We start from the raw sequence: 21,537 nt of genomic DNA on the forward strand, positions 1-21,537 counted from the left end.
CTTCGTGCACTGGCGACGCGGTATGGTCGGTACGTTTGCCTGATAGGAGCGGTGTGAGTCGAGAGGCTCACGCACCGTTCTACGAGAGCCTGGGGGTGCGACTCCTCCGGGCTACTCTCCCCTTCTCTGCGCAGGCACAGGTCAGACGGCGCATTGCGCCCAAGGCACTGGCTCGCTTCAAGGATCGGGTCCGAGAACTGACGCAACGCTCGCGCGGGATCAGCGTCGACCAGTTGATCGGCACGCTGAAACGATATCTGACGGGCTGGCGTGGCTACTTTGGTTTCTGTGAAACACCCAGCGTGCTCAAGCAACTGGATAAATGGACCCGACGCCGCCTGCGCTGCTTCTTCTGGAAGCAGTGGAAGCGTGGCCGGACCCGATTCCGGGAGCTAGTTGCGCGAGGCGTGGACCGAAACCTTGCCGCACAAACGGCGGGTTCGCCCCACGGTGTCTGGCGCCTAAGCAATAGCCCGGCACTGAGCAAGGCGCTGTCGAATCGTTACTTCCGCTCGTTGGGTCTTCCGTCGGTGGGTCCCTCGCCGATCAACTGATCCGAACCGCCGTGTACGGACCCGTACGCACGGTGGTGTGGGAGGGGTCGGGCCGCGAGGCCTGCCCCTATCCCGATTCCCTCCCGCTTAACGTTGGTCGACGACCGTCGTGTTGTAAGTCGTCGAGCCGATGATCACGTTGTTCAGCGTGATTCCATTGACGTTGTAGGCATAGATCGGCCCTGGCGTCGTCGCGCTCGCGGGTCCAGCGTTGACCGCAGTTCCCAGGTTGCAGTTCGTGATCGTGACGCCGCTGATCGGCGGAATGGTCGGCGTCGGGGCGGGCCCGTTGTAGTCGAAGGCGACAGGTCCCTGAGCCACGATCGCCTGAAAACATGAACCCGTCACACCGTTGAGCGTGACGTTGTTCGCCTGCACATTGGAAATGTTCACGTTCTGTACAACCGCTGGGCGAGTGCGAATGGCGTCGTTAGCCGGTTGATAGTCGCAGTCGAACGTGATCAGGCCGCCCTGTGACGCGGACGGATTGCCCGCCGTCGCCGTGACGACACCCACCGGCACCGTGCTATTGATCGGACTGCCGCTCAGCAATGCGCTGCCGTAGCCGCCGCCTTTCAGATTGACGCCATTGGGCAGCGTAACCGTATCGACATAGAAGTTCTTCACGAAGCCGCCGCGATTCATATTCGTCTTGATACGGATCGCGATGTTCAACGGATTGGTAGCCCAGTTCTGATTCAGCATCTGCAGATTGCGCGCGTAGATATTCTGCACGCCGCCGCCCATTTCGCTGCCGAGCGTGATGCCGCCGTGGCCGCTGTTCATCGTGCAGTTCTGGATTACGTGATTCTGCGCGGGACCATACTGCGTATCGAGGTCCTTGCCCGACTTGATCGCAATGCAATCGTCGCCGGTATTGAACGTGACGCTGTCGCAGAGCACGTTGTTGCACGCGTCCGGATCGAATCCATCGTTGTTCGGGCCGATGCTATCGGCCATCACGCCGCGAATCACGACGTTCTTGCAATCGGTCGGGTGGTGCTGCCAGAACGGCGTGTTGTTGGTGTGATAGTTCTCCATCAGCACGTTGGTACAGCCAATCATCTCGACCATGCACGGACGCAGATAATGCCCGATGCCGAAAATCCGTTGCGCGATCGGCACGCCCGCTTCGGACAGGGCGGGCAGGTAATTCTGATCTTCTTGCCAGGGCGTCGTCGGGCTGGTCAGCAGCGCATAGAGCGTGTCGGAAATACCGGGCGCGGCGATCTTCAGGTCGACGTTCTTCGGATTGATGTAGGCCTGCGACGGTGTCGACGAATTCACGCAGCCGTACGCCCCGTTAGATCCCTTGTAGGTCCACCAGCAGGTGCTGGTGTTGCCGGTTCCGGCGAACGGCGTCATCGCCTGGCCGTTGAGAATCGACGTGGCATCTTCACCGGTCAGCGCCTGATGGAACGCGGTTCTTCAATCCATCGACTGAATAAGCAGCGGATATCGAAACGGATTCTCTAGTCGTCAGTCATCCTTAATATTTGTAATAAAACACTAGAGGTGAGCGGGAGGCCGTTGTCGTTGAGACTGGCTCGCTCAGGCCGTGAATGCGCGGATGCGCCGCTCCCTCTTCTCTATCTGCATAGAGCGGGTGGAGCGGCGCCTGGAGTCGGGCCTGCGGACTTAGGCGGTCTGCTGGCCGATTTCGTGATTGGCGAGTATTTCGAGTGCGCGCACCATGGCGGAGTGATCCCATGCCGTGCCGCCATGCGCCACGCAGGCGTTGAAGAGCTGCTGGCAGGTGGCCGTATTAGGCATGGAGACGCCGAGCGCCTGCGCCGTCGAGAGCGCGAGATTCAGATCCTTCTGGTGAAGCTCGATTCGGAAGCCCGGATCGAAGGTGCGCTTCGTCATCCGTTCACCGTGCACTTCGAGAATGCGCGAAGATGCAAAGCCGCCCATCAGTGCTTCGCGCACGCGCGCCGGATCGACGCCGGCTTTGGAGGCGAGCAGCAACGCTTCGCCGACGGTCTCGATCGTCGCGGCGACGATCACCTGATTGGCCACCTTGCACACCTGGCCCGCGCCTACAGCGCCGATCAGCGTGACGTTCTTGCCCATCATGTCGAAGAGCGGCTTGACGCTCTCGAAGGTGGCTGTTTCGCCGCCCACCATGATGGTCAGCGAGCCGGCTTTGGCGCCGACCTCGCCACCTGAAACCGGTGCATCCAGATAGTCCGCGCCGCGCTCGCGCACGCGGGCCGCGAAGTCGCGTGTGGCCATCGGCGAAATCGAGCTCATGTCGACCACGATTTGTCCCGGGCGCAAGGCGTCGGCGAGTCCCTGTTCGCCAAACAGCACGCGTTCGACGTCCGGCGTGTCCGGCACCATGACGAAGATCACGTCGGCATGCGCGGCCACGGCGGCCGGGCTGTCACACGCGACAGCGCCGGCCTGGATGAGATCGTCGGGCACACCGCTGCGCGTAAACGCAGCAAGGGCGACGCCGTTCTTGAGAAGGTTGGCACTCATGGGCTTGCCCATGATGCCGAGTCCGATAAAGCCTGCTTTTTGCATGGAATTCTCCGTAGATGTCATGGCGGCCATCTCTACTTCCGGTCCGCCTGTTTCTGCATGAAGTGTTTTTGAACCGTCTGCGCGGCGGCTTTCAGCAGCCCCATATCCGCACACACCGCGATGACGCGGCAGCCCATTGAAATATAGCGCTCCGCGTCGGCCTGCACGGGGGCGAGGATGCCGCTCGGCTTGCCGGCGGCCTGTGCGCGCTCGAAGACGCGTGCAATTGCCTGTTGCACGTCGGGATGGTTCGGGTTGCCGATGTGGCCATGGGCGGCTGCGAGATCGGACGGTCCGACGAAAACGGCATCGACGCCGTCCACGGCGAGAATTTCGTCAATGTTGTCGACGGCCTTGCGGCTTTCGATCTGAACGATGACGCAGACGTTGTCGTTAGCGATGTCGAAGTAGTCGGCGACCGTCGCATAGCGATTACCCCGCTGGCTCACCGAAACGCCGCGGATACCCTGCGGTGGGTAGCGCGTCGCGGCGACAGCGCGCGCCGCGTCGTCGGCGCTATCGACGAACGGCACCAGAAAGTTCGAGAAACCGCTATCCAGGAGCCGCTTGATGAACACGCTGTCGTTGGCCGGCGGGCGCACCACCGGCGCGCTCGGGCTGTCCTTGAGCGCCATCAACTGGGGGATCAGTGTCAGAACGTCGTTCGGCGCGTGTTCCGCATCGAGCAGCATCCAGTCGAAGCCGACGATGCCGAGCAATTCCGTGACAATCGGGCTGGCGAGCGAAGCCCAGCAGCCGATCAGGGTTTCACCGCCGCAGACGGCGCGGCGAAAGCTATTGGGTAAGGGCTGGTAAGGCGTGACGGCTGTCATGGGGATGTCTCCTCGAACTGCAATTAACCGGGCAGGCTCTGACGATTGCTGAGCTAAATGTTATAAGTCATCGTATGTCTTTATGAAGGTTAGCATCGGTGCACCTCCTTGTAACTGCCACGTAAACCCGAATTCCTCGCGGAGTAAGGGTTTGAGGTTGCATGTAGGTCATTCTATGTTGTAGGATGACCTATATCTGAGACGTCCATCCAAGGAAAGCGAAATGTCTATTACCGGCGAAATGCTGATTGGTCGCAACGCAGTGCGCGGCGAGGAAAAACCCTTGCGTGCGTTCAATCCCACCACGGGATCCGACATCGCCGAGCCGGTGTTCGGCAGCGGCTCGGTCGCGAATGTCGAACTCGCCTGCGAACTCGCGCAGAAAGCGTTCGACCCGTACCGGCATCTGCCGCTCACGGTGCGCGCCGAGTTTCTAGAGCGTATCGCGGACGGCATCACGGCGCTCGGCGACGCGCTGATCCAGCGTGCGCACGAAGAGTCAGGCCTGCCGAAAGCGCGTCTCGAAGGCGAGCGCGGCCGAACGACTGGTCAGCTCAAACTGTTCGCGCAAGTCGTGCGCGCCGGCCAATGGCTCGCCGCCACGCTCGATTCGCCGCTGCCCGAACGCAAGCCTTTGCCGCGTTCCGACCTGCGGATGCAAAAGATTCCGCTGGGTCCGGTCGCGGTTTTCGGCGCAAGCAACTTCCCGCTCGCGTTTTCGGTGGCGGGCGGCGACACCGCAGCGGCGCTCGCGGCGGGCTGCCCGGTGGTGGTGAAGGCGCATCGCGCACACCTGGGCACCTCGGAGATGGTCGGCCGTGTGATTCAACAGGTTGCGCAGGAGATGGACCTACCTGAAGGCGTGTTCTCGATGATCGTCGGCGCCGGCAATTCCGTCGGCGAAGCGCTGGTCGCGCATCCGGCAATCAAGGCGGTGGGCTTCACGGGTTCGCGCGCTGGCGGCACGTCGCTGATGCGTGTCGCGGCCGCCCGGGCCGAGCCGATTCCGGTCTACGCGGAAATGAGCAGCATCAACCCGGTGTTTCTCCTGTCGAATGCGCTGTCGCAACGCGGTGAGACCATCGCGTGTGGCTTCGTCGATTCGCTGGTGCTCGGCGCCGGGCAGTTCTGTACCAATCCGGGGCTCGCGATCGCCGTCGACAGTGACGCACTCAAAGGCTTCGTTGCAACGGCGTCCGAGGCGCTGAGCGGCAAGCCGGCCCAGACCATGCTCACGGCCGGCATTCACGCGGCCTATGAAGAGGGCGAAGGCAAACTGGCGGCAACCCGGGGTGTCGAAACGGTTGCGCAAGGCGTTGACGTGACGGGCCCGACGCAAGCGCGCGCCGCTTTGTTCGTGACCGACGCGCTGACCTTCCTGTCCACGCCGGCACTGGAGGACGAGGTTTTCGGACCGGCGTCGACCATCGTGCGCTGCAAGGACGAGCAGGAAATGCTCGCCGTTGCCGAGCACTTTGCAGGTCAGTTGACCGCCACGGTGCAAATGGATAGCGCTGATCTGGCGGCAGCGAAGAAGCTGGTGCCGATTCTCGAGCGCAAGGCCGGTCGGATTCTGATCAACGGTTTCCCGACGGGCGTCGAGGTTTCGCATGCGATGGTGCACGGCGGCCCGTTCCCGGCCACGTCCGATAGCCGGGCGACGTCAGTGGGGACGACGTCGATCGAGCGCTTCCTGCGTCCGGTGTGCTATCAGGATTTCCCGGCCGATCTGCTGCCGGCGTCGCTGGCCGACGGTAATCCGCTGGACTTGTGGCGCCGCCGCGATGGTGAGATCACGCGCAGCTAAGCGATGCGTGAGTGATGCATGAGCGGCGCCGAAGTAGGCGCCGCACAAGACAAAAAAATGGCCGGGATATCCCGGCCATTTTTTTGCGTCCAGCGCGACGAATCAGCGCTTGCTCAGCGCAAAGAATCAGCTATTTGCTTCTGCGCTTTCGTTGGCGCGCCGCAGCCGCTCGCGGCTATTGGAAAGATGCATGCGCATCGCCGCGCGCGCGCCTTCGGCATCGTGCCGCGTGATCGCCTCGAGAATGCTTGCGTGCTCCAGATTGACGAGCGACAGATACGCATCGGGCTCGGCACGCGCGATTCCCGCCGAATCGAGCCGGTTGCGCGGGATCAGCGCGCTACCCATTTGCGTGAGGATGTCGACGAAATACCGGTTGCCGGTTGCACGCGCCACAGAGATATGGAATTGCAGGTCGGCGTCGACGCTATCCAGCCCGTTGTGGCGGGTGGCTTCGATCGCATCGAGCGCGGCGCGCATGCGCGCGAGGTCGTCCGGCTTGGCTCGTTGAGCGGCGAGACCGGCGCATTCCGTTTCGAGGCTGATGCGCAGTTCCAGGATCGACAGCACGTCGCGCAAGGTGGTGGCGGGCACCATGTCGATGCCCAGCTTTTCCCGCTGCGGCTCCAGCACGAAGCTGCCGATGCCGTGGCGCGTCTCGATGATCTTGCCCGCCTGCAAGCGTGAAATCGCTTCGCGGATGACAGTGCGGCTCACGCTCAGCGTGACCATCAATTGCGATTCGGTCGGCAGTTTGTCGCCGGGCTTCAAGGCGTTAGACGCAATTTGCTCGGTGACGTAGCTGACGACAAACTCGGCAAGATTGCGCGCGCGTCGTGGCGGTGCCGCGGATGCCAGTGGTGTAGCCATCGAAAACGCCCCTTGAATCAGATAGTTGCAGATACTTCCCGCGATTCATTATACCGTCGTCTGACGACTGATTATATAAACGCCGCATCATTTTCGGCATCGACGTCAGACTCGACGTCGATGCCCGGTTTCAGGCGCGAGGCGCGCAAGCCGCTTTGTTTTGGCGACGCCCCGGGAAGTACGATAACAGCCTGACTGCTAGCCTTGGCGCAGTTCGACCCGTTTGATGTCTTTTACGATTACGAGGTAGCTGAACACCGTCAGCAAGGCATTCAGGCCGACGAAAACCAGTGCGCCGTTGAACGACCCAGTCTTCGCGACGAGGTAGCCGATCACAATCGGCGTCACGATGCCGGCGACGTTGCCGAACATATTGAAGATGGCGCCCGACAGACCGAGGGCCTCCTTCGGCGACGTATCCGCCACCACGGCCCAGCCGAGCGCCCCGATGCCTTTGCCGAAGAACGCGAGCGACATGAGCGCGACGACGATCCAGTCGGTCGACACGTAGTTGCAGCCGATGATGCACACCGACAGCAGCATGCCGCCGACAATCGGCACCTTGCGCGCGATGGTGAGCGAATGCCCGCGCCGGATCAGCCCGTCGGACAGGATGCCGCCGAGCACGCCACCGGAGAATCCGCAAATCGCCGGCAGCGACGCAACCAGACCCGCTTGCAGAATCGTCATGCCGCGCGCCTGCACGAGGTAGATCGGAAACCACGTCAGGAAGAAGTAGGTCAGCACGTTGATGCAGTACTGGGCGAGGTAGACGCCGAGCAGCATGCGGTTGGTCAGCAGTTGACGCACCAGCGACCAGCCGCCGGCGCTGGCGATGTCCTCCGCCCGGGCTGCTTTCTGGTGCCCGTTCACCACGCCGCCGCCCTGTTCGATGTAGTCGAGTTCGGCGGGCGAGACGCGTGGGTGATCGGCGGGGTTCTTCATCACCTTCAGCCAGGTGAGGGAAAGAAATAGTCCGGCCACGCCCATCACGAGGTACACCGTGTGCCAGCCGAACGCATGGGTCAGCCATGCCATCAGCGGCGTGAAAATGACCGCCGCGAAGTATTGCGCTGAATTGAAAATGGCGGAGGCGGTGCCGCGTTCGTTGGTCGGAAACCAGCTGGCCACGACCTTGGCATTGGCTGGAAACGCCGGCGATTCCGCCGCGCCCATCGCGAAGCGCAGCACGAACAGCGCGGTGACGGCGGCGGCTGCGCTGCCCAGCAGACCGATCGAGCTTTGCAGCAGCGTAAACAGCGACCACAGGAAAATGCTCGCCGCGTAGACGCGCCGCGCGCCGAAACGGTCGAGCAGCCAGCCCGCCGGCAATTGCGACAGAACATAGGCCCAGCTGAATGCGGAGAAGATGTAGCCCATCTTGATCGCATCGAAGCCGAACTCGGCGCGCATCGCGGATCCGGTTACCGAGAGCGTGGCGCGGTCCGCGTAATTGAATGTCGTGATCAGAAAGATCAGCAGCAGAATCGCGTAGCGGACTTTGGTGCGCTTTGCGACGTGGGCGGGGCTCGCGGTGCGGCTCATTTCCATCGTCATCTCCTGAATATTTATCAGCTAAAAAGCGCCCGGCGACGTTGCCGTCCCGGGCGCTCTTTGTGGTGCCGTGTGCGCGACCCAGCTTCGCACGGCTTGGCGCCTTACTGCCTTACTGCGTGCGTTATTGCGCGCCGAGCTTCTTGATCAGCACGTCGAGTTGCGCCATTTCTTCTTCGGTCAGATCGGTCAGCGGTGCGCGGACCGGACCTGCGCTGTGGCCGACCAGCTTCGCGCCGGCCTTCACGATGCTGACCGCGTAGCCCTGGCGGCGGTTGCGGATCGCCAGATACGGCAGGAAGAATTCGTCGATCAGCTTGCCGACGGTAGCGTGGTCGTCCGCGGCAATCGCGCGGTAGAAATCCATCGCGGTCTTCGGGATGAAGTTGAAGACTGCCGACGAGTACACCGGCACGCCCAGCGCCTTGTAGGCCGCGGCATAGACTTCAGCGGTCGGCAGGCCGCCGAGGTACGAGAAGCGATCGCCGAGACGGCGGCGGATCGACACCATGTTCTCGATCTCGCCCACGCCGTCCTTGAAGCCGATCAGGTTGGGGCAGCGCTCGGCCAGCCCTTCGAGCATGTCGGCGTTAAGCTTGGAGTTCGCGCGGTTGTAGATGATCACGCCCATGTTCGGCACGGACTTGCAGACTTCTTCCGCGTGCGCCGCGATGCCTTCCTGGCAGGCTTCGGTCAGGTAGTGGGGCATCAGCAGAATGCCGTTCGCGCCGTGACGTTCGGCTTCCTGGGCATACGCGATCGCCACGCGGGTCGGGCCGCCGGCGCCGGCGAGAATCGGTACCTTGCCTTTGCAGACTTCAGTTGCCGTACGCACGACGTTCGAGTAATCGTTATGCGTGAGCGAGAAGAATTCGCCCGTGCCGCCAGCGACGAACAATGCCGAAGCGCCGTAAGGAGCGAGCCATTCGAGGCGCTCGGCATAGGTGTCGGCGCGGAAATCGCCTTGTTCGTCGAAGTCGGTAACGGGGAAGGAGAGAAGGCCTTCGGAAACGATCTGCTTCAGTTCCTGCGGTGTCGTCATGATGAGTATCCAGGGCGTCGAATAGGGTCGGTATTGAGAAATGGAGATTTCTTATACGTCATCGTACAACAACAATTTGGCTAACTCAACGGTGTTTTCACGGCATAATGCACGCCATAGGGTAAATACGGAACGTCTGGGTAATCTTTCATGTTGTAGGATGACGTATGAATGATTGACGCAGCGATTGGCGCAGCAGGCGTGAAATCGCCACAAGGATCGATGTAATGGAACAAACCCCGCTCTACATTCGCGTTCACCCCAATGACAATGTCGCGATCGTCGTCAACGACGGCGGTCTGGGTGAGGGCGCCGTATTTCCCGATGGCCTTGCGCTGCGCGAGCGTGTTCCGCAAGGGCACAAAGTCGCGCTGGCCGATCTCGCGGAAGGCGACGAGGTCATCCGCTATAACGTGGTGATCGGTTACGCGCTCAAGGCTTTGCCGAAGGGCAGCTGGATCAACGAACACGTGATCCGCGTGCCGAGTCCGCCCGGACTGGAAGATCTGCCGATCGCCACCATCAAGGCGCCGGACATGCCGCCGCTGGAAGGCTTTACGTTCGAGGGTTATCGCAATGCCGACGGCTCGGTCGGCTCGCGCAACATTCTGGCGATCACGACCACGGTGCAATGCGTCGCCGACGTCGTTCAGCACGCGGTCACGCGCATCAAGGCCGAACTGCTGCCGCACTACCCGAACGTCGACGATGTCGTGAGCCTCGGGCATACCTACGGTTGCGGCGTCGCGATCGACGCGCCGGACGCGATGGTGCCGATCCGCACCGTGCGCAATATCAGCCTGAATCCGAACTTCGGCGGCGAAGTGATGATGGTCAGCCTCGGTTGCGAGAAGCTGCAGCCTGAACGCCTGATGCCGCCGGGCACGATTCCGATTGCCGCTGCTGCGAATGTCGCCGAAGTGGCCGACATTGGCGACATCGAGGCGGATCTGAATGGTGACGTGGTGGTGCTTCAGGATGAAGCGCATGTCGGCTTCCAGTCGATGATCGAGTCGATCATGAGAATGGCCGACGGTCATTTGAAGCGGCTGAACAATCGCCGCCGCGAGACCTGCCCGGCCTCGGATCTGGTAGTCGGCGTGCAATGCGGCGGCAGCGATGCATTTTCCGGGCTGACCGCGAATCCCGCCGTGGGCTTTGCCACCGATTTGCTGGTGCGCGCCGGTGCGACGGTGATGTTCTCCGAAGTGACCGAAGTGCGCGACGGGGTCGATCAACTGACGGCGCGCGCGGCCAACGCGGATGTGGCTGCCGCGATCATCCGCGAGATGCAGTGGTACGACGATTATCTGAAGCGCGGCGGCGCGGACCGCAGTGCCAACACCACGCCGGGCAACAAGAAGGGCGGCTTGTCGAACATTGTTGAAAAGGCGATGGGTTCGATTATCAAGTCGGGTAACTCGGCCATCTCCGGCGTGTTGTCGCCCGGTGAAAAGGTCAAGCAGAAAGGCCTGATTTACGCGGCCACGCCGGCGAGCGATTTCATCTGTGGCACGCTGCAGGTCGCCGCGGGTATCAACCTGCATGTATTCACGACCGGGCGCGGCACGCCGTACAGCCTCGCGGAAGTGCCCGTCATCAAGGTCGCGACGCGCTCCGATCTCGCGCGCCGCTGGCATGATCTGATGGACATCAACGCCGGCACCATCGCAACCGGGGCCGCGACGATCGAAGACGTGGGTTGGGAACTGTTCCGCCTGATGCTCGACGTCGCAAGCGGACGTAAAGAAACCTGCGCGGAGAAACTCAAACTCCACAATGCGTTGGTGCTGTTCAATCCGGCGCCGGTGACCTGATGGACCTGATAGATAGTACTGGCAGCAAACACCACAAAGACTGAGACATGACTGACTCGAACCTTGAGCGCCCGGCGGCGCAGAAACCTTTCCGCCGTCTTCTGCTCACCGGCGCTGCCGGCAACCTCGGCCAGCAGTTGCGCGGTGCGCTCGCCGCGGGGGCCGATGTCGTGCGCGTCACCGATATCGCGCCGCTGGGCGAAGTGGCGGCGCATGAAGAAGCATCGATCGTCGATCTCGCGGATGAAGCCGCCGTTCACGCGCTGCTCGAAGGCGTGGATGCGGTCGTTCATCTCGGCGGCATTTCCGTCGAGGCGCCGTTCGAAGATCTGCTCGAAGCGAATATCCGTGGCCTGTACAACCTCTATTCGGCCGCGCAGAAGCAGGGCGTGAAGCGCATCGTGTACGCGAGTTCGAATCATGCTGTGGGTTTTCATCCCACGACATCGGTACTCGATATCGACGCGCCGCTGCGGCCCGACAGCCTGTATGGCGTGACGAAGTGCTTCGGCGAATCGCTGTCGCGCTATTACTTCGACCGCTTCGGTCTCGAGACGGTGTGCTTGCGGATCGGCTCGTCGTTCGAGCAGCCGAAGAATCCGCGCATGCTCGTCACCTACCTGAGCTTCCGCGACTTTATTGAACTGGTGCGCTGCTCGCTGTTCACCAACCGGGTCGGGCACGCGATCGTTTATGGCGTCTCGGATAACCAGACCAAGTGGGTCGATAACACCAAGGCGGCGTTCCTCGGCTTTCGTCCGCAGGACAGTTCGATCGAATTCGAGCATCTTTTCCCGGTCACGGCGCCCACCGCCGAGCTCGAGGATCCGACGCAGCATTTCCAGGGCGGCCCGTTCGTGCTGGCCGGTCCGATGGAGCCGAAGCGATGAGCGCCGTGGCGAACCCGCGGGTGGAGCGTGTTGAGGCGGCAGGGCAGGCGCCCGCGTCGGTTGGCGAGAGCCCGGTATGGCGCGCCGCGGAACAGGCGCTCTACTGGGTGGATATTCCGGCGCAAAAGATCGTGCGGCTACGGCTCGAAACGGCAGAACGCTCCGAGTGGCAATTGCCGGAGAAGGTGGCTTGTCTGGCGTTCGATCACCGCGGCACGGTGCTGGCGGGCTGTGAGACGGGGCTCTTCGCGGTCACGCTGACTGAAGGCGCAGAAGGCGCGCCCCGCGGCGAACCGATGAGGGTGACGGGCAGAAAGCTCGCCGCGCCGGTCTTCGCATTCGACGATATGCGGTTCAACGACGGCCGTTGCGATCGGCAAGGGCGCTTCTGGTCCGGCACGATGGTGCAGGACATGGCGGCGGCGAATCCCGCAGGCGCGCTGTATCGGTTCGATGCACAAGGTGTGCTGTCAGGCCCGGTCGTCGACGCCTTGATCACGCAAAACGGTCTGGCGTGGTCGCCCGATGGGGCCACGATGTATCTTTCGGACTCGCATCCTCTGCGTCGGCAAATCTGGGCATTCGATTACGACATCGAGGCGGGCGAGCCGCATAACCGGCGCGTATTCGCCGATCTGCATCACTATGCGGGCCGGCCGGACGGCGCCGCAGTGGATGCGGATGGCTGCTACTGGATCTGCGCGAACGACGCGGGCCTGTTGCTTCGCTTTACACCGCAAGGCAAGCTCGACCGGCAGATTGCCGTGCCGGCCGTGAAGCCTGCGATGTGCGCGTTCGGTGGCAACAATCTGGATACGCTGTTCGTGACGTCGATTCGTCCCGCGACTGGCGCGAGCGAACACGACGGCCATCTCTTTGCGGTTCGCCCCGGCGTGACCGGACTGCCTGAGCCTGAATACGCGGGCGAACTCTGAACAAGTGACGTGCATGAGACGGGGCGTCGGGGGTTTAGCACGTCGACGCCCAACAGTCGCAGCCTTTTATTCGTCACTCGTCGTACAACATAGTGGCATAAATGCCACTTTCGGGCCATCTTCCCCTCTACGAAAAATATAAATCCACGAGGCGCAGATTCGGTTCGCTTTCCCTCCTGTATTGATTTATCGCCTGATTTCAATCCGGAAACTCTTACGTCCAACCCGCTGTGGTGCGGGTAAATACCGGCTGTACAACTCAAATTACGTTTTATAGACTTCATATGTCGTCGTACAACGTATGAGCCCAAACAAATTCATTTCAAGATAGTTTTGGCGGCAGGACAAAGAGGGCGGCGTTCTCTGCGCGTGTGACCAACTCGCGCGGGGGCAAGCCGATGCAGTCGAAGCAAAGAAGTCGAGTTGTCAGAGAGGAGTGCTGAGGATCTGTGCCGGGGATATCGCGCAGGCCAGCACGTTAAAACTCTCGCCACCCGAAAGGGCGGTGATCGTACGGCAGAGAAAAAAGGCGCGGCATTTTTCTGAAGCCGGGAGACGCATTAAAACCATGTCGCAGCATCCGTCAGCGGCCCTCCGCAATCGGCCATCCGCCAGCGGCCCTCCGCAATCGATTGGATGATCTAATTTCAAGGAATGTCACGATGAAAAACAAGCTCGCCTCTTCCCGTGTTTCGATGATTGTCGCGGCCTCCGTGCTGGCGTTCAGCACCGTGTCGGCACACGCTCGCGTGTTCCGTGTGTCGGACGTGCATGGCGACACCTATCCGACCAATATGGCCGTGAAGTACATGGGTGAAGAAATCAGCAAGGCAACCGGTGGCAAGGATTCCGTGAAGGTCTTCGGCAACAGTGCGCTGGGCTCCGAAAACGACACCATCGATCAGGTGCGCATCGGCGCACTGGACATGGCGCGCGCCAACGGTGCTGCGTTCAACGAGATCGTTCCTGAATCGATGATTCCGTCGCTGCCGTTCCTGTTTCGCGACATCGACCATTTCCGCAAGGTGATGTATGGCCCGGAAGGCCAGAAGATTCTCGACGCCTTCAAGGCGAAGGGCATGATCGCGCTGACGTTCTATGAGAGCGGCGCGCGCTCGATGTACGCGAAGAAGGCGATCCATTCGCCCGCCGACATGAAGGGCCTCAAGGTACGCGTGCAGCCTTCGGATCTGATGGTCGACGAAATCAAGGCGATGGGCGGCACGCCGACGCCGATGCCGTTCGCCGAAGTCTATACGGGCTTGAAGACGGGTCTCGTGGATGGCGCGGAAAACAACCTGCCGTCGTACGAAGAGACCAAGCACTTCGAAGTCGCGCAGTTCTATTCGGAAACCCAGCATTCGATGACGCCGGAAGTCCTGGTGTTCTCCAAGAAGGTGTGGGACACGCTGACGCCGCAGGAACAGGACATCATCAAGAAGGCCGCGGCTGACTCCGTGCCTTACTACACGAAGCTGTGGACCGCGCGCGAAAGCGACGCGGCAAAGACGGTCACCAAGGGCGGCGCGACGATCGTCACCGCGTCGCAGATCGACCGTCCTGCTTTCGTGAAGGCGATGCAGCCGGTCTGGGCGAAGTACGAAAAGACCCCGCAAATGAAGCAGCTCGTCGACGAAATCCAGGCAGTTAAATAAGTTCGGCAGTAACGCGGTGGCGAGAGGCCTCGCAGCAAGCGCTGCCGGCTTTTCGCGCCGTGCGGTTTCCTGAGCCGGTGGTGGTTAGCAGGATTCCTGAAGATTAAATATAAGTCCGATGTAGGCAAGGATGGGGTCAATGAGATTCATGAAGCGCCCAAATGATTTTCTCTTCCGCGTGCTCGTTGTCGTGGCGTCGGCGAGTCTTGCCGCGCTGTGCCTGTTGGTGATCTACAGCGTTGTGATGCGCTATGTATTCAGCGATGCACCGGATTTCGTCGAGCCCATTGCCCTCTTGCTGGTGATTGTGATCGCCATGTTCGGCGCCGCGCTCAAAGTTCGCGAAGGCGGCCATATTGGGCTTGACTCGCTAGTCAAGAAATTGCCGCCGAAAGGTCAAGTGGTTGCCCATGCGTTCCAGCATCTTTGCCTGATCGTGTTGGCCGTGGCGATTTTCTTCGGCTGCTGGCAGATGGCGGAGACGACGATGGACGACAAGATTCCGATCCTGGGCCTTCCGGAAGCGCTTCGTTATTTGATCCCGGTCATTGCCAGCGCCTGCATCGCTCTGTTCTCGCTTGAGAACCTGCTGGGGCTTTTCGCACAGAAACAAAAATAGAAGAATCATGGAACTTGCCATCCTCTCAGTCAGTTTCCTCGTTTTCCTCGTATTCGGGGTTCCTGTTTCGTTTGCGCTAGGACTCTCGTGCGTCCTGACGTATCTGTATGAAGGTTTGCCGGCGGCCACCGCCATGCAGTCGATGATTTCGGGAATGAACGCGTTTTCGTTCCTCGCGGTCCCGTTCTTCATTTTCTCCGGCGAGTTGATGCTGCACGGCGGTATCGCCGACCGTATCCTGCGTTTCGCGCAGGCCACGGTGGGCCACTTCCGCGGTGGGCTCGGCATGGCTAACGTGGTCGCGTGCACCTTGTTCGGCGGCGTGTCCGGTTCGCCGACGGCAGACACGTCCGCCATGGGCGGCGTCGTCATTCCGCTGATGAAGCGCGAAGGCTACAGCGCGGCCTATGCGGTCAATGTGACGACCCATTCGTCGCTGGCGGGCGCGTTGATGCCCACGTCGACGAACATGATCATCTATGCGTTCGCGGCTCAAGGCATCACCGGGACGTTGAACGGTCACCAAATGAGCGGCGTGTCGATCGGCGATCTGTTGTTTTCTGGTCTCTTGCCGGTTCTGTGGGTGATGGGTTTCGTGCTCATCGCCGCGTACTGGCAGGCGGTCAAGTACGGCTATCCGCGCCGCGCTGACGGCTCGAGCGAATTGCAGCGCTTTCCCGGCTGGTTCGCGGTGGCCCGCACGTTCCTCGGCGCGTTGCCCGGCTTGATGGTGATCGCGATCATTCTGTTCTGCGTGGCGAGGGGTATTGCCACCGCGACGGAAGCAGCGGCCATTGCGGTGGCTTATTCGCTGGTGTTGACCATCGTCGTGTATCGCTCGATGACGATGAAGAAGCTCTTTCATGCGCTGTCCAAGGCGGCGAAAACCACCGGCGTGGTGCTGCTGCTGATCGGCGTGTCGAACATGCTGCGCTACCAGATGGCCTATCTGGAGATTCCCGACGCCATCGAACACATGCTCGACGGTGCGACGAGCTTGCCCTGGTTGATGCTGCTTTACATCAACGTCATCCAGATCTTCCTCGGCACGTTCGTCGACATGGCGGCACACATCCTGATCACCACGCCGTTGTTCCTGCCGATGGCGATGCACGCCGGCGTTGGCCCGGTGCAGTTCGGGATCATGATTCTGCTGAACTGCGCATTGGGTCTCGTGCATCCGCCAATCGGGTCGGTGCAGTTCATCGGCTGCGCGATTGGCAATGTGTCGATAGGTGAAACTACCAAGGTGGCGTGGCCGTATTACCTGGCTATCTTCAGCGCGATCAACATCGTGACTTACGTACCGATGTTTTCGACGTGGTTGCCTAGCCTGATCAATGGCCACCCGGTGTTTTGAACGCTTGATTAAGAGTCGGCGCCGGTGAGGCACTGCCAGCTATAAAGAATAATTTTTTTACAGAGGAGCAGAAATGAAAAAGGTAATAGCAACCTCGGCCCTTGGGTTGGTCGCCCTCGGCGCGCACGCTCAAAGCAGCGTGACGCTATACGGGATCGTCGACACGGGGATTGGTTATCAGAGCAGCCAGACGTCACTCGGTTCGACGACTGGCGGTCGCTCGGTGGTCAAGATGATCAACGGCATCTGGGCAGGCAGCCGCTTCGGCCTGAAGGGCGCCGAGGACCTGGGCGGCGGCACGAAGGCGATCTTCCAGTTGGAAGAGGGCTTTAACAGCGCAACCGGCGCGCAATCCGTCTCCGGTCTGGCGTTCAACCGGCAAGCGTATGTCGGCGTGGCTAATGCCACCTACGGCTCGCTGACCGCAGGCCGCCAGTACACGTCGTACTACTCGCTGCTGTCGCCCTATAGCCCGACCACGTGGCTGACGGGCGCGTACGGCGCACACCCGGGCGATATCGATTCGCTGGATACGCTGTATCGCGTGAATAACTCGCTGGTGTACACGTCGCCGAGCATGTATGGCCTGACGGTGAGCGGTTCGTATGCGCTGGGCGGCGTGGCGGGCAGAACCAATGCCGGTTCGACGTATAGCGGGGCGATCCAGTACCTGAACGGTCCGTTCGGGATCGCAGCAGGCTACCAGCGCATCAATAACTCGACGCTTGGCGGCGGTGCGTGGGGCGCTGACTCCACGACGTCGAATAACGGCGCGCAGGCAGGTGTGTCGGGCATCAATAACGGCTACCAGACGGCGCAGGCGCAGCAGCGGGTTGCGGTGACGGGCGGGTATGCGTTCAGCTCGCAATGGGACGTCTCGTTCTCGTACTCGAACGTGCAATACATCCCTGGCGTCAACTCGTTCTTCCACGGCGAGGCGATCTTCAACACGGCTGGCGCAGTGCTGCACTTCAAGCCGCTGTCGGCGTTGGACCTGGCTGCCGGCTATAGCTATACCCGCGCAACAAAGTCAAACGGCATTACGAGCGCGGCTAGCTATCAGCAGTTCAACCTCTCGCAGTACTACAGTCTTTCCAAGCGCACCGGTCTGTACGCGCTGGAAGCCTATCAGCGTGCGGGTGGCCAGACGCTCGGGACGAACGGCAAGAGCATCATCAACGCAACGGCCGATATCGGCGACGGCCAGAACAGCGCGCCGTCCTCGTCACGCAGCCAGTTTGCCGCAGGCGTCGGCATCATCCACCGGTTCTAATTGCCTGGTGGCGTGGCGGCGTCTGTCGACGCCGCCACGGCGACGCGTTTCAGATACGCGTCGCCCAGAAATATTCGCTGCGCGCGCAACGCGCGCAGCATTTCCGGCGGCGCATGGCCCTCGGTTCAGTCGTGATGCGATCCATCTCGCGTTACCGCCCGCTGACGGGCCCCGTGGCGGTTTTTTCAGCTCACAGGGTGCGAATCTGTGGTGCCAATCGGACAGAGTTTAGGTATTGGCCGATTGCCATGCGCACTCACGCGTCCGTTTCGGACCACAAACGCCCACCCGTTGCCCAGTTTTCCCGTTTGACGTCGGTGAGGATGATGTCCACCGAGTTCGGCTCGACGCCGAGCGATTCGCAGGTTGCTTTGGTGATGGCTTCGACGAACTGGCGTTTCTGTTCCAGCGAGCGGCCCTCGAAGAGTTCGATATGAAACGTGGGCATTGCGCGACTCCGTGATGAGTGACGTTGAGAAGTGACGTTGCTAAGTGACGTTAATAAGTGAATTTAATCGCGGTACGTGCGATCGAGCCGGTCAAGCTTGCGGAGCAAGGCGGGCCATTCCAGCGCGCCTTCGATTGCACCGCCGTCATACAGTTGGTCAGCTGTGCGTGCGGCTACGGCATCGCTCGGCACGACGAGCTCGCTGCCGCACGCTTGCGCCTGCAACTGGATTTCGCAGGCCTTGATCAGTGTCGCCATCAGTACATAGGCTTCGGCAACGGTGCGGCCGGCAGTGAGCGTGCCGTGATTGCGCAACAGCATGGCCGGTTTGTCGGCGAGATGCGCGACGAGGCGTTCACCCTCGGTCGGCGTAAAGGCGAGGCCTTCGTAATCGTGATACGCGAGGTGGCCGTAAAAACGCAACGCGTGTTGCGACGCCGGCAGCAAACCGGCTGGTTGCGCGGAAACCGCCACACCCGCCGTATTGTGCAAGTGCATCACGCAGAAAGCATCGGCGCGGGCCGCGTGCACGGCGGCGTGCAGCGCGAAACCGGTGGCGTTGACCGGATGCTCGCTCGTGCCGACGATGTTGCCTTCGATATCGATCTTCACCAGGTTCGACGCGCACACTTCGTCGAACGAGAGGCCGAACGGATTGATCAGAAAGTGGCCGGGTTCGCCGGGAACGCTGGCCGAGATATGCGTGTAGATCAGATCGTCCCAGCCGTTGAGCGCCGCGAGGCGATAGGCAGCGGCCAGATCGACGCGGGTCTGTTGTTCGGCTTCGGACATCGGCCCCGCCTCGGCGACACGGCCGGCGGGCGTGTGGGTGAAGGACATGTCTGTCTCCTGAGATTGCCTGGTGGGCTGTGACTGCGGCCTGAGTTTGCGGACTATACCTGCGGTCTGAGTCTGTGCCCAAATCTTCGGTTTAAATTCACGGCTTAAACCCGCGGCCCAAACCTGCCGCCTAACCCGCGCGCCTGACCGACGCTGACGATCTGGCCGATGCTGGCGACGTGACGCGCCGTCCACCTTCGGCACGCTCTGCTGGTCCGGGGCACTGCCGCACCACGCGTAAGCCGGCCAGCGAGCCGCTGCATGCTCCACGTCGCGAGTACGAACGGCGCAGTCATGACGGGTAACGCATAGTAAGTGGCCGCCGCTTGCAGCACGACCGAGAGCACAACACCGCCGAGCGTCGCCGCGATGCTGCAATCGGCCAGCGCGATCGCGGTCAGCACGCCGTTGAATCCTAACAGGCCCGCGTCGAACGAGCTTGCACTCGCGCCGAGCAGCAGGTGCGCGGCGCTCGCGAGGCTCGCGCCGACCAGCGCCCATAGCGCATGCCGCCGTGACGACACGGCGATTCCGATCAACACGAGCAAACCCGGCATCGCGCCGGACGCAAAGCCGGTTTGCGCGAATCCGGCGAGTACGCCGCCGCTCAATTGCGCCGCGCCGAGCGTGTGCTCAGTGATGAGGCTCGCTTGCTGAGCGACGCGCGTCACCAGCGGAAGCCAAAGCCACGTGACGATCAGACAGGGGCTTGAGAAATAGCCGAGCCCACGCGCGCGCAGCCAGCGCGACCACGGTTCCAGCAGCCACGCAGTGCCCGTCGCGGCCAGAATCGCCACGGCGGCGGCCGTCGCGTTGTCGGCGATGAAGCTGAACGCGGCGAGACCGGCCAGCGCGCCGTTAAAGCCGTGCAGGCCGGCGCGCGTCTCGTCCTCCCGGTAACCGGCCAGCACCGCGCTCACGTTGGCCGCGATTGCGCCTATCAGCGCCGCGCAGGCGAGGCGCGGATCGCATAGCAGCCACGCGGCGAGCAGGCACGCGCCGGTGAAAGCGTTCGACTGCAGCACGATCTGGCCGAGACTGCGCAACAAGGTGCGCAAGGCGGCGGATTGTGCTTCGGTTGCGGCGGCGTGCATGGTTTGAGGGCGGCGAATTCGATGCGGCGCGACTTTGCCGCGTGCAAGTCAGGCGCACGCAGCGGGTCAGGTTGAGAATAAACCGCGAGGATAGGCTACCGGCGCCGCGCCGGGCATCGCCGCCCGTTGATAGTGGCTATTTGCGACACATGCATACCATGAGCCGTAGGCCGTAGGCCGTAGGCCGTGAGCCGAACGCCGAAACGCCGAAACGCCGAAACGCCGAAACGCAGCGTGTCGGCGAACCGAAAGCTTTCGCGCTACGATAGGAATCCGGCGCGCTTGCCGTGCCGTTTCACAAGGAGGCAGGCTGATGCGTGAATTACGATGGGCATCGGAAGAGGGCAACGGTTTCGAACATCTGGCGTTCGACGCGCGCGCGGACGGCTTTGCGGTGGAAAGCGTCCTCGTCGGGCAGCGCTACGGCAAAGCCTATGGCCTTCACTACAAGGTGCGTTGCGATGCGCAATGGCGCACCACCTATGCGTGGCTGAAGATCGTCGGCGGCGGTGAGCTGGAATTGCACGGCGACGGCGCCGGCCATTGGCACGACGGCCATGGCCTCGCGCTAAATGCGATTGAAGGATGCATCGATATCGATATCGCCGCCACACCCTATACGAACACGTTGCCGATCCGGCGTCTGCAACTGGCTGAAGGCGAGCGCCAGCCGATTTCCGTGGCCTATATTTCAACGCCGGATTTGCAGGTCACGCGTGCCGAGCAGGCGTATTCGTGCATCGAGTTGAATCGCGTGTATCGCTATGAGGGCATCTTCCGCAATTTCACCGCGGACCTGACAGTGGATGAAGACGGCCTCGTGATCGACTATCCGACGCTGTTCACGCGCCTGCCGCTTGTGCGTTGATCGTCGAGGTGCCGGGGCCGCCGCTGTCTGCTGGCCGCTGCGCCCGGTGCAGCTCGACAAAGCGCTCGATGCCTGCCGCGATACGTTCGGGTTCGCGCAATACGACCCAATGGCCGGTATCGATTTCAGTGCGGCTATACGCACCGAGCCAGCCTTCGAGCCCAATGGAGAGCTCGGGCCCGACGTAGCGATCGCGCAGCGGCACGATGAATTGCACCGGCGCGTGCGCATGGCGTGCGCGCGGGTGCAGCAACCTGTCGATGAAATTGGCGCGGTAGAGATTCAGGCCATTGATCGCATTGCGTGTTTGCGCAGGATCGCGTTCAGGGCGCACCCGTTCGGTCAGGCGCAACCATAACGGCCACATGCGTGCGCCGCCCGCGCGCCACACCAGCTCCGGCAGTAACGGCAGGTGAAAGAAGAAGATGTACCAGGATTTGAGCGTTTGCCGAAGACCGCTGCCAAACGGACGCTTTGCTGCTTGATGTGCTTCGGGTTGTCCCGCACGATCAGCACCAGCACCAGCACCAGCACCAGCGCCAGAAC

Annotated in this window: 18 protein-coding genes and 2 pseudogenes; 10 read left to right on the top strand and 10 right to left on the bottom strand. The window is 61.7% G+C overall.

Annotated elements, in window-relative coordinates; all coding sequences use genetic code 11:
- Nucleotides 1-554: group II intron maturase-specific domain-containing protein (locus GNZ13_RS40880; protein ID WP_328807367.1), on the top strand; the 554-nt coding region annotated here is incomplete at its 5' end.
- An 87-nt stretch (nt 555-641) separates the two neighbouring features.
- Here the strand turns inward: GNZ13_RS40880 and GNZ13_RS40885 are convergent.
- The 3 genes and pseudogenes from GNZ13_RS40885 to garL form a co-directional block, all read right to left on the bottom strand.
- Nucleotides 642-1,964, bottom strand: a pseudogene (locus GNZ13_RS40885) (glycoside hydrolase family 28 protein); the annotation flags it as partial.
- A gap of 228 nt (nt 1,965-2,192) precedes the next feature.
- Nucleotides 2,193-3,107, bottom strand: coding sequence for a 2-hydroxy-3-oxopropionate reductase (locus GNZ13_RS40890; RefSeq protein ID WP_172175919.1), 915 nt, complete (start codon nt 3,105-3,107; stop codon nt 2,193-2,195).
- 11 nt (nt 3,108-3,118) lie between these two features.
- The gene (gene garL / locus GNZ13_RS40895) at nt 3,119-3,919 is read right to left on the bottom strand and encodes a 2-dehydro-3-deoxyglucarate aldolase (protein ID WP_172175898.1); all 801 of its coding nucleotides are present in this window, start codon (nt 3,917-3,919) and stop codon (nt 3,119-3,121) included.
- A 223-nt stretch (nt 3,920-4,142) separates the two neighbouring features.
- On the opposite strand from garL, the gene GNZ13_RS40900 reads away from it, so the two are divergent.
- On the top strand, nt 4,143-5,726 hold the full coding sequence (locus GNZ13_RS40900; protein ID WP_172175899.1) for an aldehyde dehydrogenase (NADP(+)): 1,584 nt from the start codon (nt 4,143-4,145) through the stop codon (nt 5,724-5,726).
- A 126-nt stretch (nt 5,727-5,852) separates the two neighbouring features.
- Here GNZ13_RS40900 and GNZ13_RS40905 read toward each other — a convergent pair whose 3' ends face one another.
- From GNZ13_RS40905 to kdgD, 3 genes are all read right to left on the bottom strand, one after another.
- Nucleotides 5,853-6,596: a FadR/GntR family transcriptional regulator gene (locus GNZ13_RS40905; protein ID WP_172175900.1), complete on the bottom strand. Its 744-nt coding sequence runs from the start codon at nt 6,594-6,596 to the stop codon at nt 5,853-5,855.
- Between the two features lie 198 nt (nt 6,597-6,794).
- Entirely contained in the window at nt 6,795-8,147 is a 1,353-nt protein-coding gene (locus tag GNZ13_RS40910; protein ID WP_172175901.1) for an MFS transporter, read from the bottom strand.
- 127 nt (nt 8,148-8,274) lie between these two features.
- Nucleotides 8,275-9,192, bottom strand: coding sequence for a 5-dehydro-4-deoxyglucarate dehydratase (kdgD, locus tag GNZ13_RS40915; protein WP_097396908.1), 918 nt, complete (start codon nt 9,190-9,192; stop codon nt 8,275-8,277).
- Between the two features lie 227 nt (nt 9,193-9,419).
- On the opposite strand from kdgD, the gene garD reads away from it, so the two are divergent.
- From garD to GNZ13_RS40950, 7 genes are all read left to right on the top strand, one after another.
- On the top strand, nt 9,420-11,009 hold the full coding sequence (gene garD, locus GNZ13_RS40920; protein WP_172175902.1) for a galactarate dehydratase: 1,590 nt from the start codon (nt 9,420-9,422) through the stop codon (nt 11,007-11,009).
- A gap of 47 nt (nt 11,010-11,056) precedes the next feature.
- Nucleotides 11,057-11,899 (top strand): NAD-dependent epimerase/dehydratase family protein, encoded by an 843-nt coding sequence (locus GNZ13_RS40925; RefSeq protein ID WP_172175903.1) that lies wholly within the window; start codon nt 11,057-11,059, stop codon nt 11,897-11,899.
- Nucleotides 11,896-12,834: an SMP-30/gluconolactonase/LRE family protein gene (locus GNZ13_RS40930; RefSeq protein WP_172175904.1), complete on the top strand. Its 939-nt coding sequence runs from the start codon at nt 11,896-11,898 to the stop codon at nt 12,832-12,834. The genes GNZ13_RS40925 and GNZ13_RS40930 overlap by 4 nt, the downstream gene beginning before the upstream one ends.
- A gap of 662 nt (nt 12,835-13,496) precedes the next feature.
- Nucleotides 13,497-14,489: a TRAP transporter substrate-binding protein gene (locus GNZ13_RS40935; protein ID WP_172175905.1), complete on the top strand. Its 993-nt coding sequence runs from the start codon at nt 13,497-13,499 to the stop codon at nt 14,487-14,489.
- A gap of 139 nt (nt 14,490-14,628) precedes the next feature.
- Nucleotides 14,629-15,108 carry a TRAP transporter small permease gene (locus GNZ13_RS40940; protein WP_172175906.1) on the top strand — a complete coding sequence of 160 codons (480 nt, stop codon included), beginning with the start codon at nt 14,629-14,631 and terminating at the stop codon, nt 15,106-15,108.
- A gap of 7 nt (nt 15,109-15,115) precedes the next feature.
- Nucleotides 15,116-16,468, top strand: a complete 1,353-nt coding sequence (locus GNZ13_RS40945) for a TRAP transporter large permease (protein WP_172175907.1) — start codon at nt 15,116-15,118, stop codon at nt 16,466-16,468.
- Between the two features lie 73 nt (nt 16,469-16,541).
- Nucleotides 16,542-17,741, top strand: coding sequence for a porin (locus GNZ13_RS40950; protein ID WP_172175909.1), 1,200 nt, complete (start codon nt 16,542-16,544; stop codon nt 17,739-17,741).
- 256 nt (nt 17,742-17,997) lie between these two features.
- On the opposite strand, the gene GNZ13_RS40955 is transcribed toward GNZ13_RS40950, so the two are convergent.
- The 3 genes from GNZ13_RS40955 to GNZ13_RS40965 all read right to left on the bottom strand — a co-directional run bounded on the left by GNZ13_RS40955 (nt 17,998) and on the right by GNZ13_RS40965 (nt 20,123).
- Nucleotides 17,998-18,252, bottom strand: coding sequence for a 4-oxalocrotonate tautomerase (locus tag GNZ13_RS40955; RefSeq protein ID WP_328807368.1), 255 nt, complete (start codon nt 18,250-18,252; stop codon nt 17,998-18,000).
- On the bottom strand, nt 18,253-19,029 hold the full coding sequence (locus GNZ13_RS40960) for a class II aldolase/adducin family protein (RefSeq protein ID WP_172175913.1): 777 nt from the start codon (nt 19,027-19,029) through the stop codon (nt 18,253-18,255).
- Nucleotides 19,030-19,133: 104 nt separating this feature from the next.
- Nucleotides 19,134-20,123, bottom strand: coding sequence for an urea transporter (locus GNZ13_RS40965; protein ID WP_172175915.1), 990 nt, complete (start codon nt 20,121-20,123; stop codon nt 19,134-19,136).
- A gap of 313 nt (nt 20,124-20,436) precedes the next feature.
- Here GNZ13_RS40965 and GNZ13_RS40970 point away from each other — a divergent pair, with 313 nt between their 5' ends.
- Nucleotides 20,437-20,991: a putative glycolipid-binding domain-containing protein gene (locus GNZ13_RS40970; protein ID WP_172175917.1), complete on the top strand. Its 555-nt coding sequence runs from the start codon at nt 20,437-20,439 to the stop codon at nt 20,989-20,991.
- On the opposite strand, the pseudogene GNZ13_RS40975 reads toward GNZ13_RS40970, so the two are convergent.
- Nucleotides 20,966-21,537 (bottom strand): annotated as a pseudogene (locus GNZ13_RS40975) (alpha/beta fold hydrolase); the annotation flags it as partial. The gene GNZ13_RS40970 and the pseudogene GNZ13_RS40975 overlap by 26 nt on opposite strands.

Origin of the sequence: Paraburkholderia elongata (assembly GCF_013177735.1) — a bacterium.
GTDB lineage: Bacteria > Pseudomonadota > Gammaproteobacteria > Burkholderiales > Burkholderiaceae > Paraburkholderia > Paraburkholderia elongata.

What these genes read in the sequence shown, in the direction of transcription:
- GNZ13_RS40905 (WP_172175900.1), bottom strand. Translation starts at nt 6,596, where the DNA reads ATGGCTACACCACTGGCATCCGCGGCACCGCCACGACGCGCGCGCAAT.
- GNZ13_RS40940 (WP_172175906.1), top strand. Translation starts at nt 14,629, where the DNA reads ATGAGATTCATGAAGCGCCCAAATGATTTTCTCTTCCGCGTGCTCGTT.
- GNZ13_RS40890 (WP_172175919.1), bottom strand. Translation starts at nt 3,107, where the DNA reads ATGACATCTACGGAGAATTCCATGCAAAAAGCAGGCTTTATCGGACTC.
- GNZ13_RS40970 (WP_172175917.1), top strand. Translation starts at nt 20,437, where the DNA reads ATGCGTGAATTACGATGGGCATCGGAAGAGGGCAACGGTTTCGAACAT.
- GNZ13_RS40935 (WP_172175905.1), top strand. Translation starts at nt 13,497, where the DNA reads ATGAAAAACAAGCTCGCCTCTTCCCGTGTTTCGATGATTGTCGCGGCC.
- GNZ13_RS40945 (WP_172175907.1), top strand. Translation starts at nt 15,116, where the DNA reads ATGGAACTTGCCATCCTCTCAGTCAGTTTCCTCGTTTTCCTCGTATTC.
- garL (WP_172175898.1), bottom strand. Translation starts at nt 3,919, where the DNA reads ATGACAGCCGTCACGCCTTACCAGCCCTTACCCAATAGCTTTCGCCGC.
- GNZ13_RS40930 (WP_172175904.1), top strand. Translation starts at nt 11,896, where the DNA reads ATGAGCGCCGTGGCGAACCCGCGGGTGGAGCGTGTTGAGGCGGCAGGG.
- GNZ13_RS40965 (WP_172175915.1), bottom strand. Translation starts at nt 20,123, where the DNA reads ATGCACGCCGCCGCAACCGAAGCACAATCCGCCGCCTTGCGCACCTTG.
- GNZ13_RS40900 (WP_172175899.1), top strand. Translation starts at nt 4,143, where the DNA reads ATGTCTATTACCGGCGAAATGCTGATTGGTCGCAACGCAGTGCGCGGC.
- GNZ13_RS40950 (WP_172175909.1), top strand. Translation starts at nt 16,542, where the DNA reads ATGAAAAAGGTAATAGCAACCTCGGCCCTTGGGTTGGTCGCCCTCGGC.
- garD (WP_172175902.1), top strand. Translation starts at nt 9,420, where the DNA reads ATGGAACAAACCCCGCTCTACATTCGCGTTCACCCCAATGACAATGTC.
- GNZ13_RS40960 (WP_172175913.1), bottom strand. Translation starts at nt 19,029, where the DNA reads ATGTCCTTCACCCACACGCCCGCCGGCCGTGTCGCCGAGGCGGGGCCG.
- GNZ13_RS40925 (WP_172175903.1), top strand. Translation starts at nt 11,057, where the DNA reads ATGACTGACTCGAACCTTGAGCGCCCGGCGGCGCAGAAACCTTTCCGC.
- kdgD (WP_097396908.1), bottom strand. Translation starts at nt 9,192, where the DNA reads ATGACGACACCGCAGGAACTGAAGCAGATCGTTTCCGAAGGCCTTCTC.
- GNZ13_RS40910 (WP_172175901.1), bottom strand. Translation starts at nt 8,147, where the DNA reads ATGGAAATGAGCCGCACCGCGAGCCCCGCCCACGTCGCAAAGCGCACC.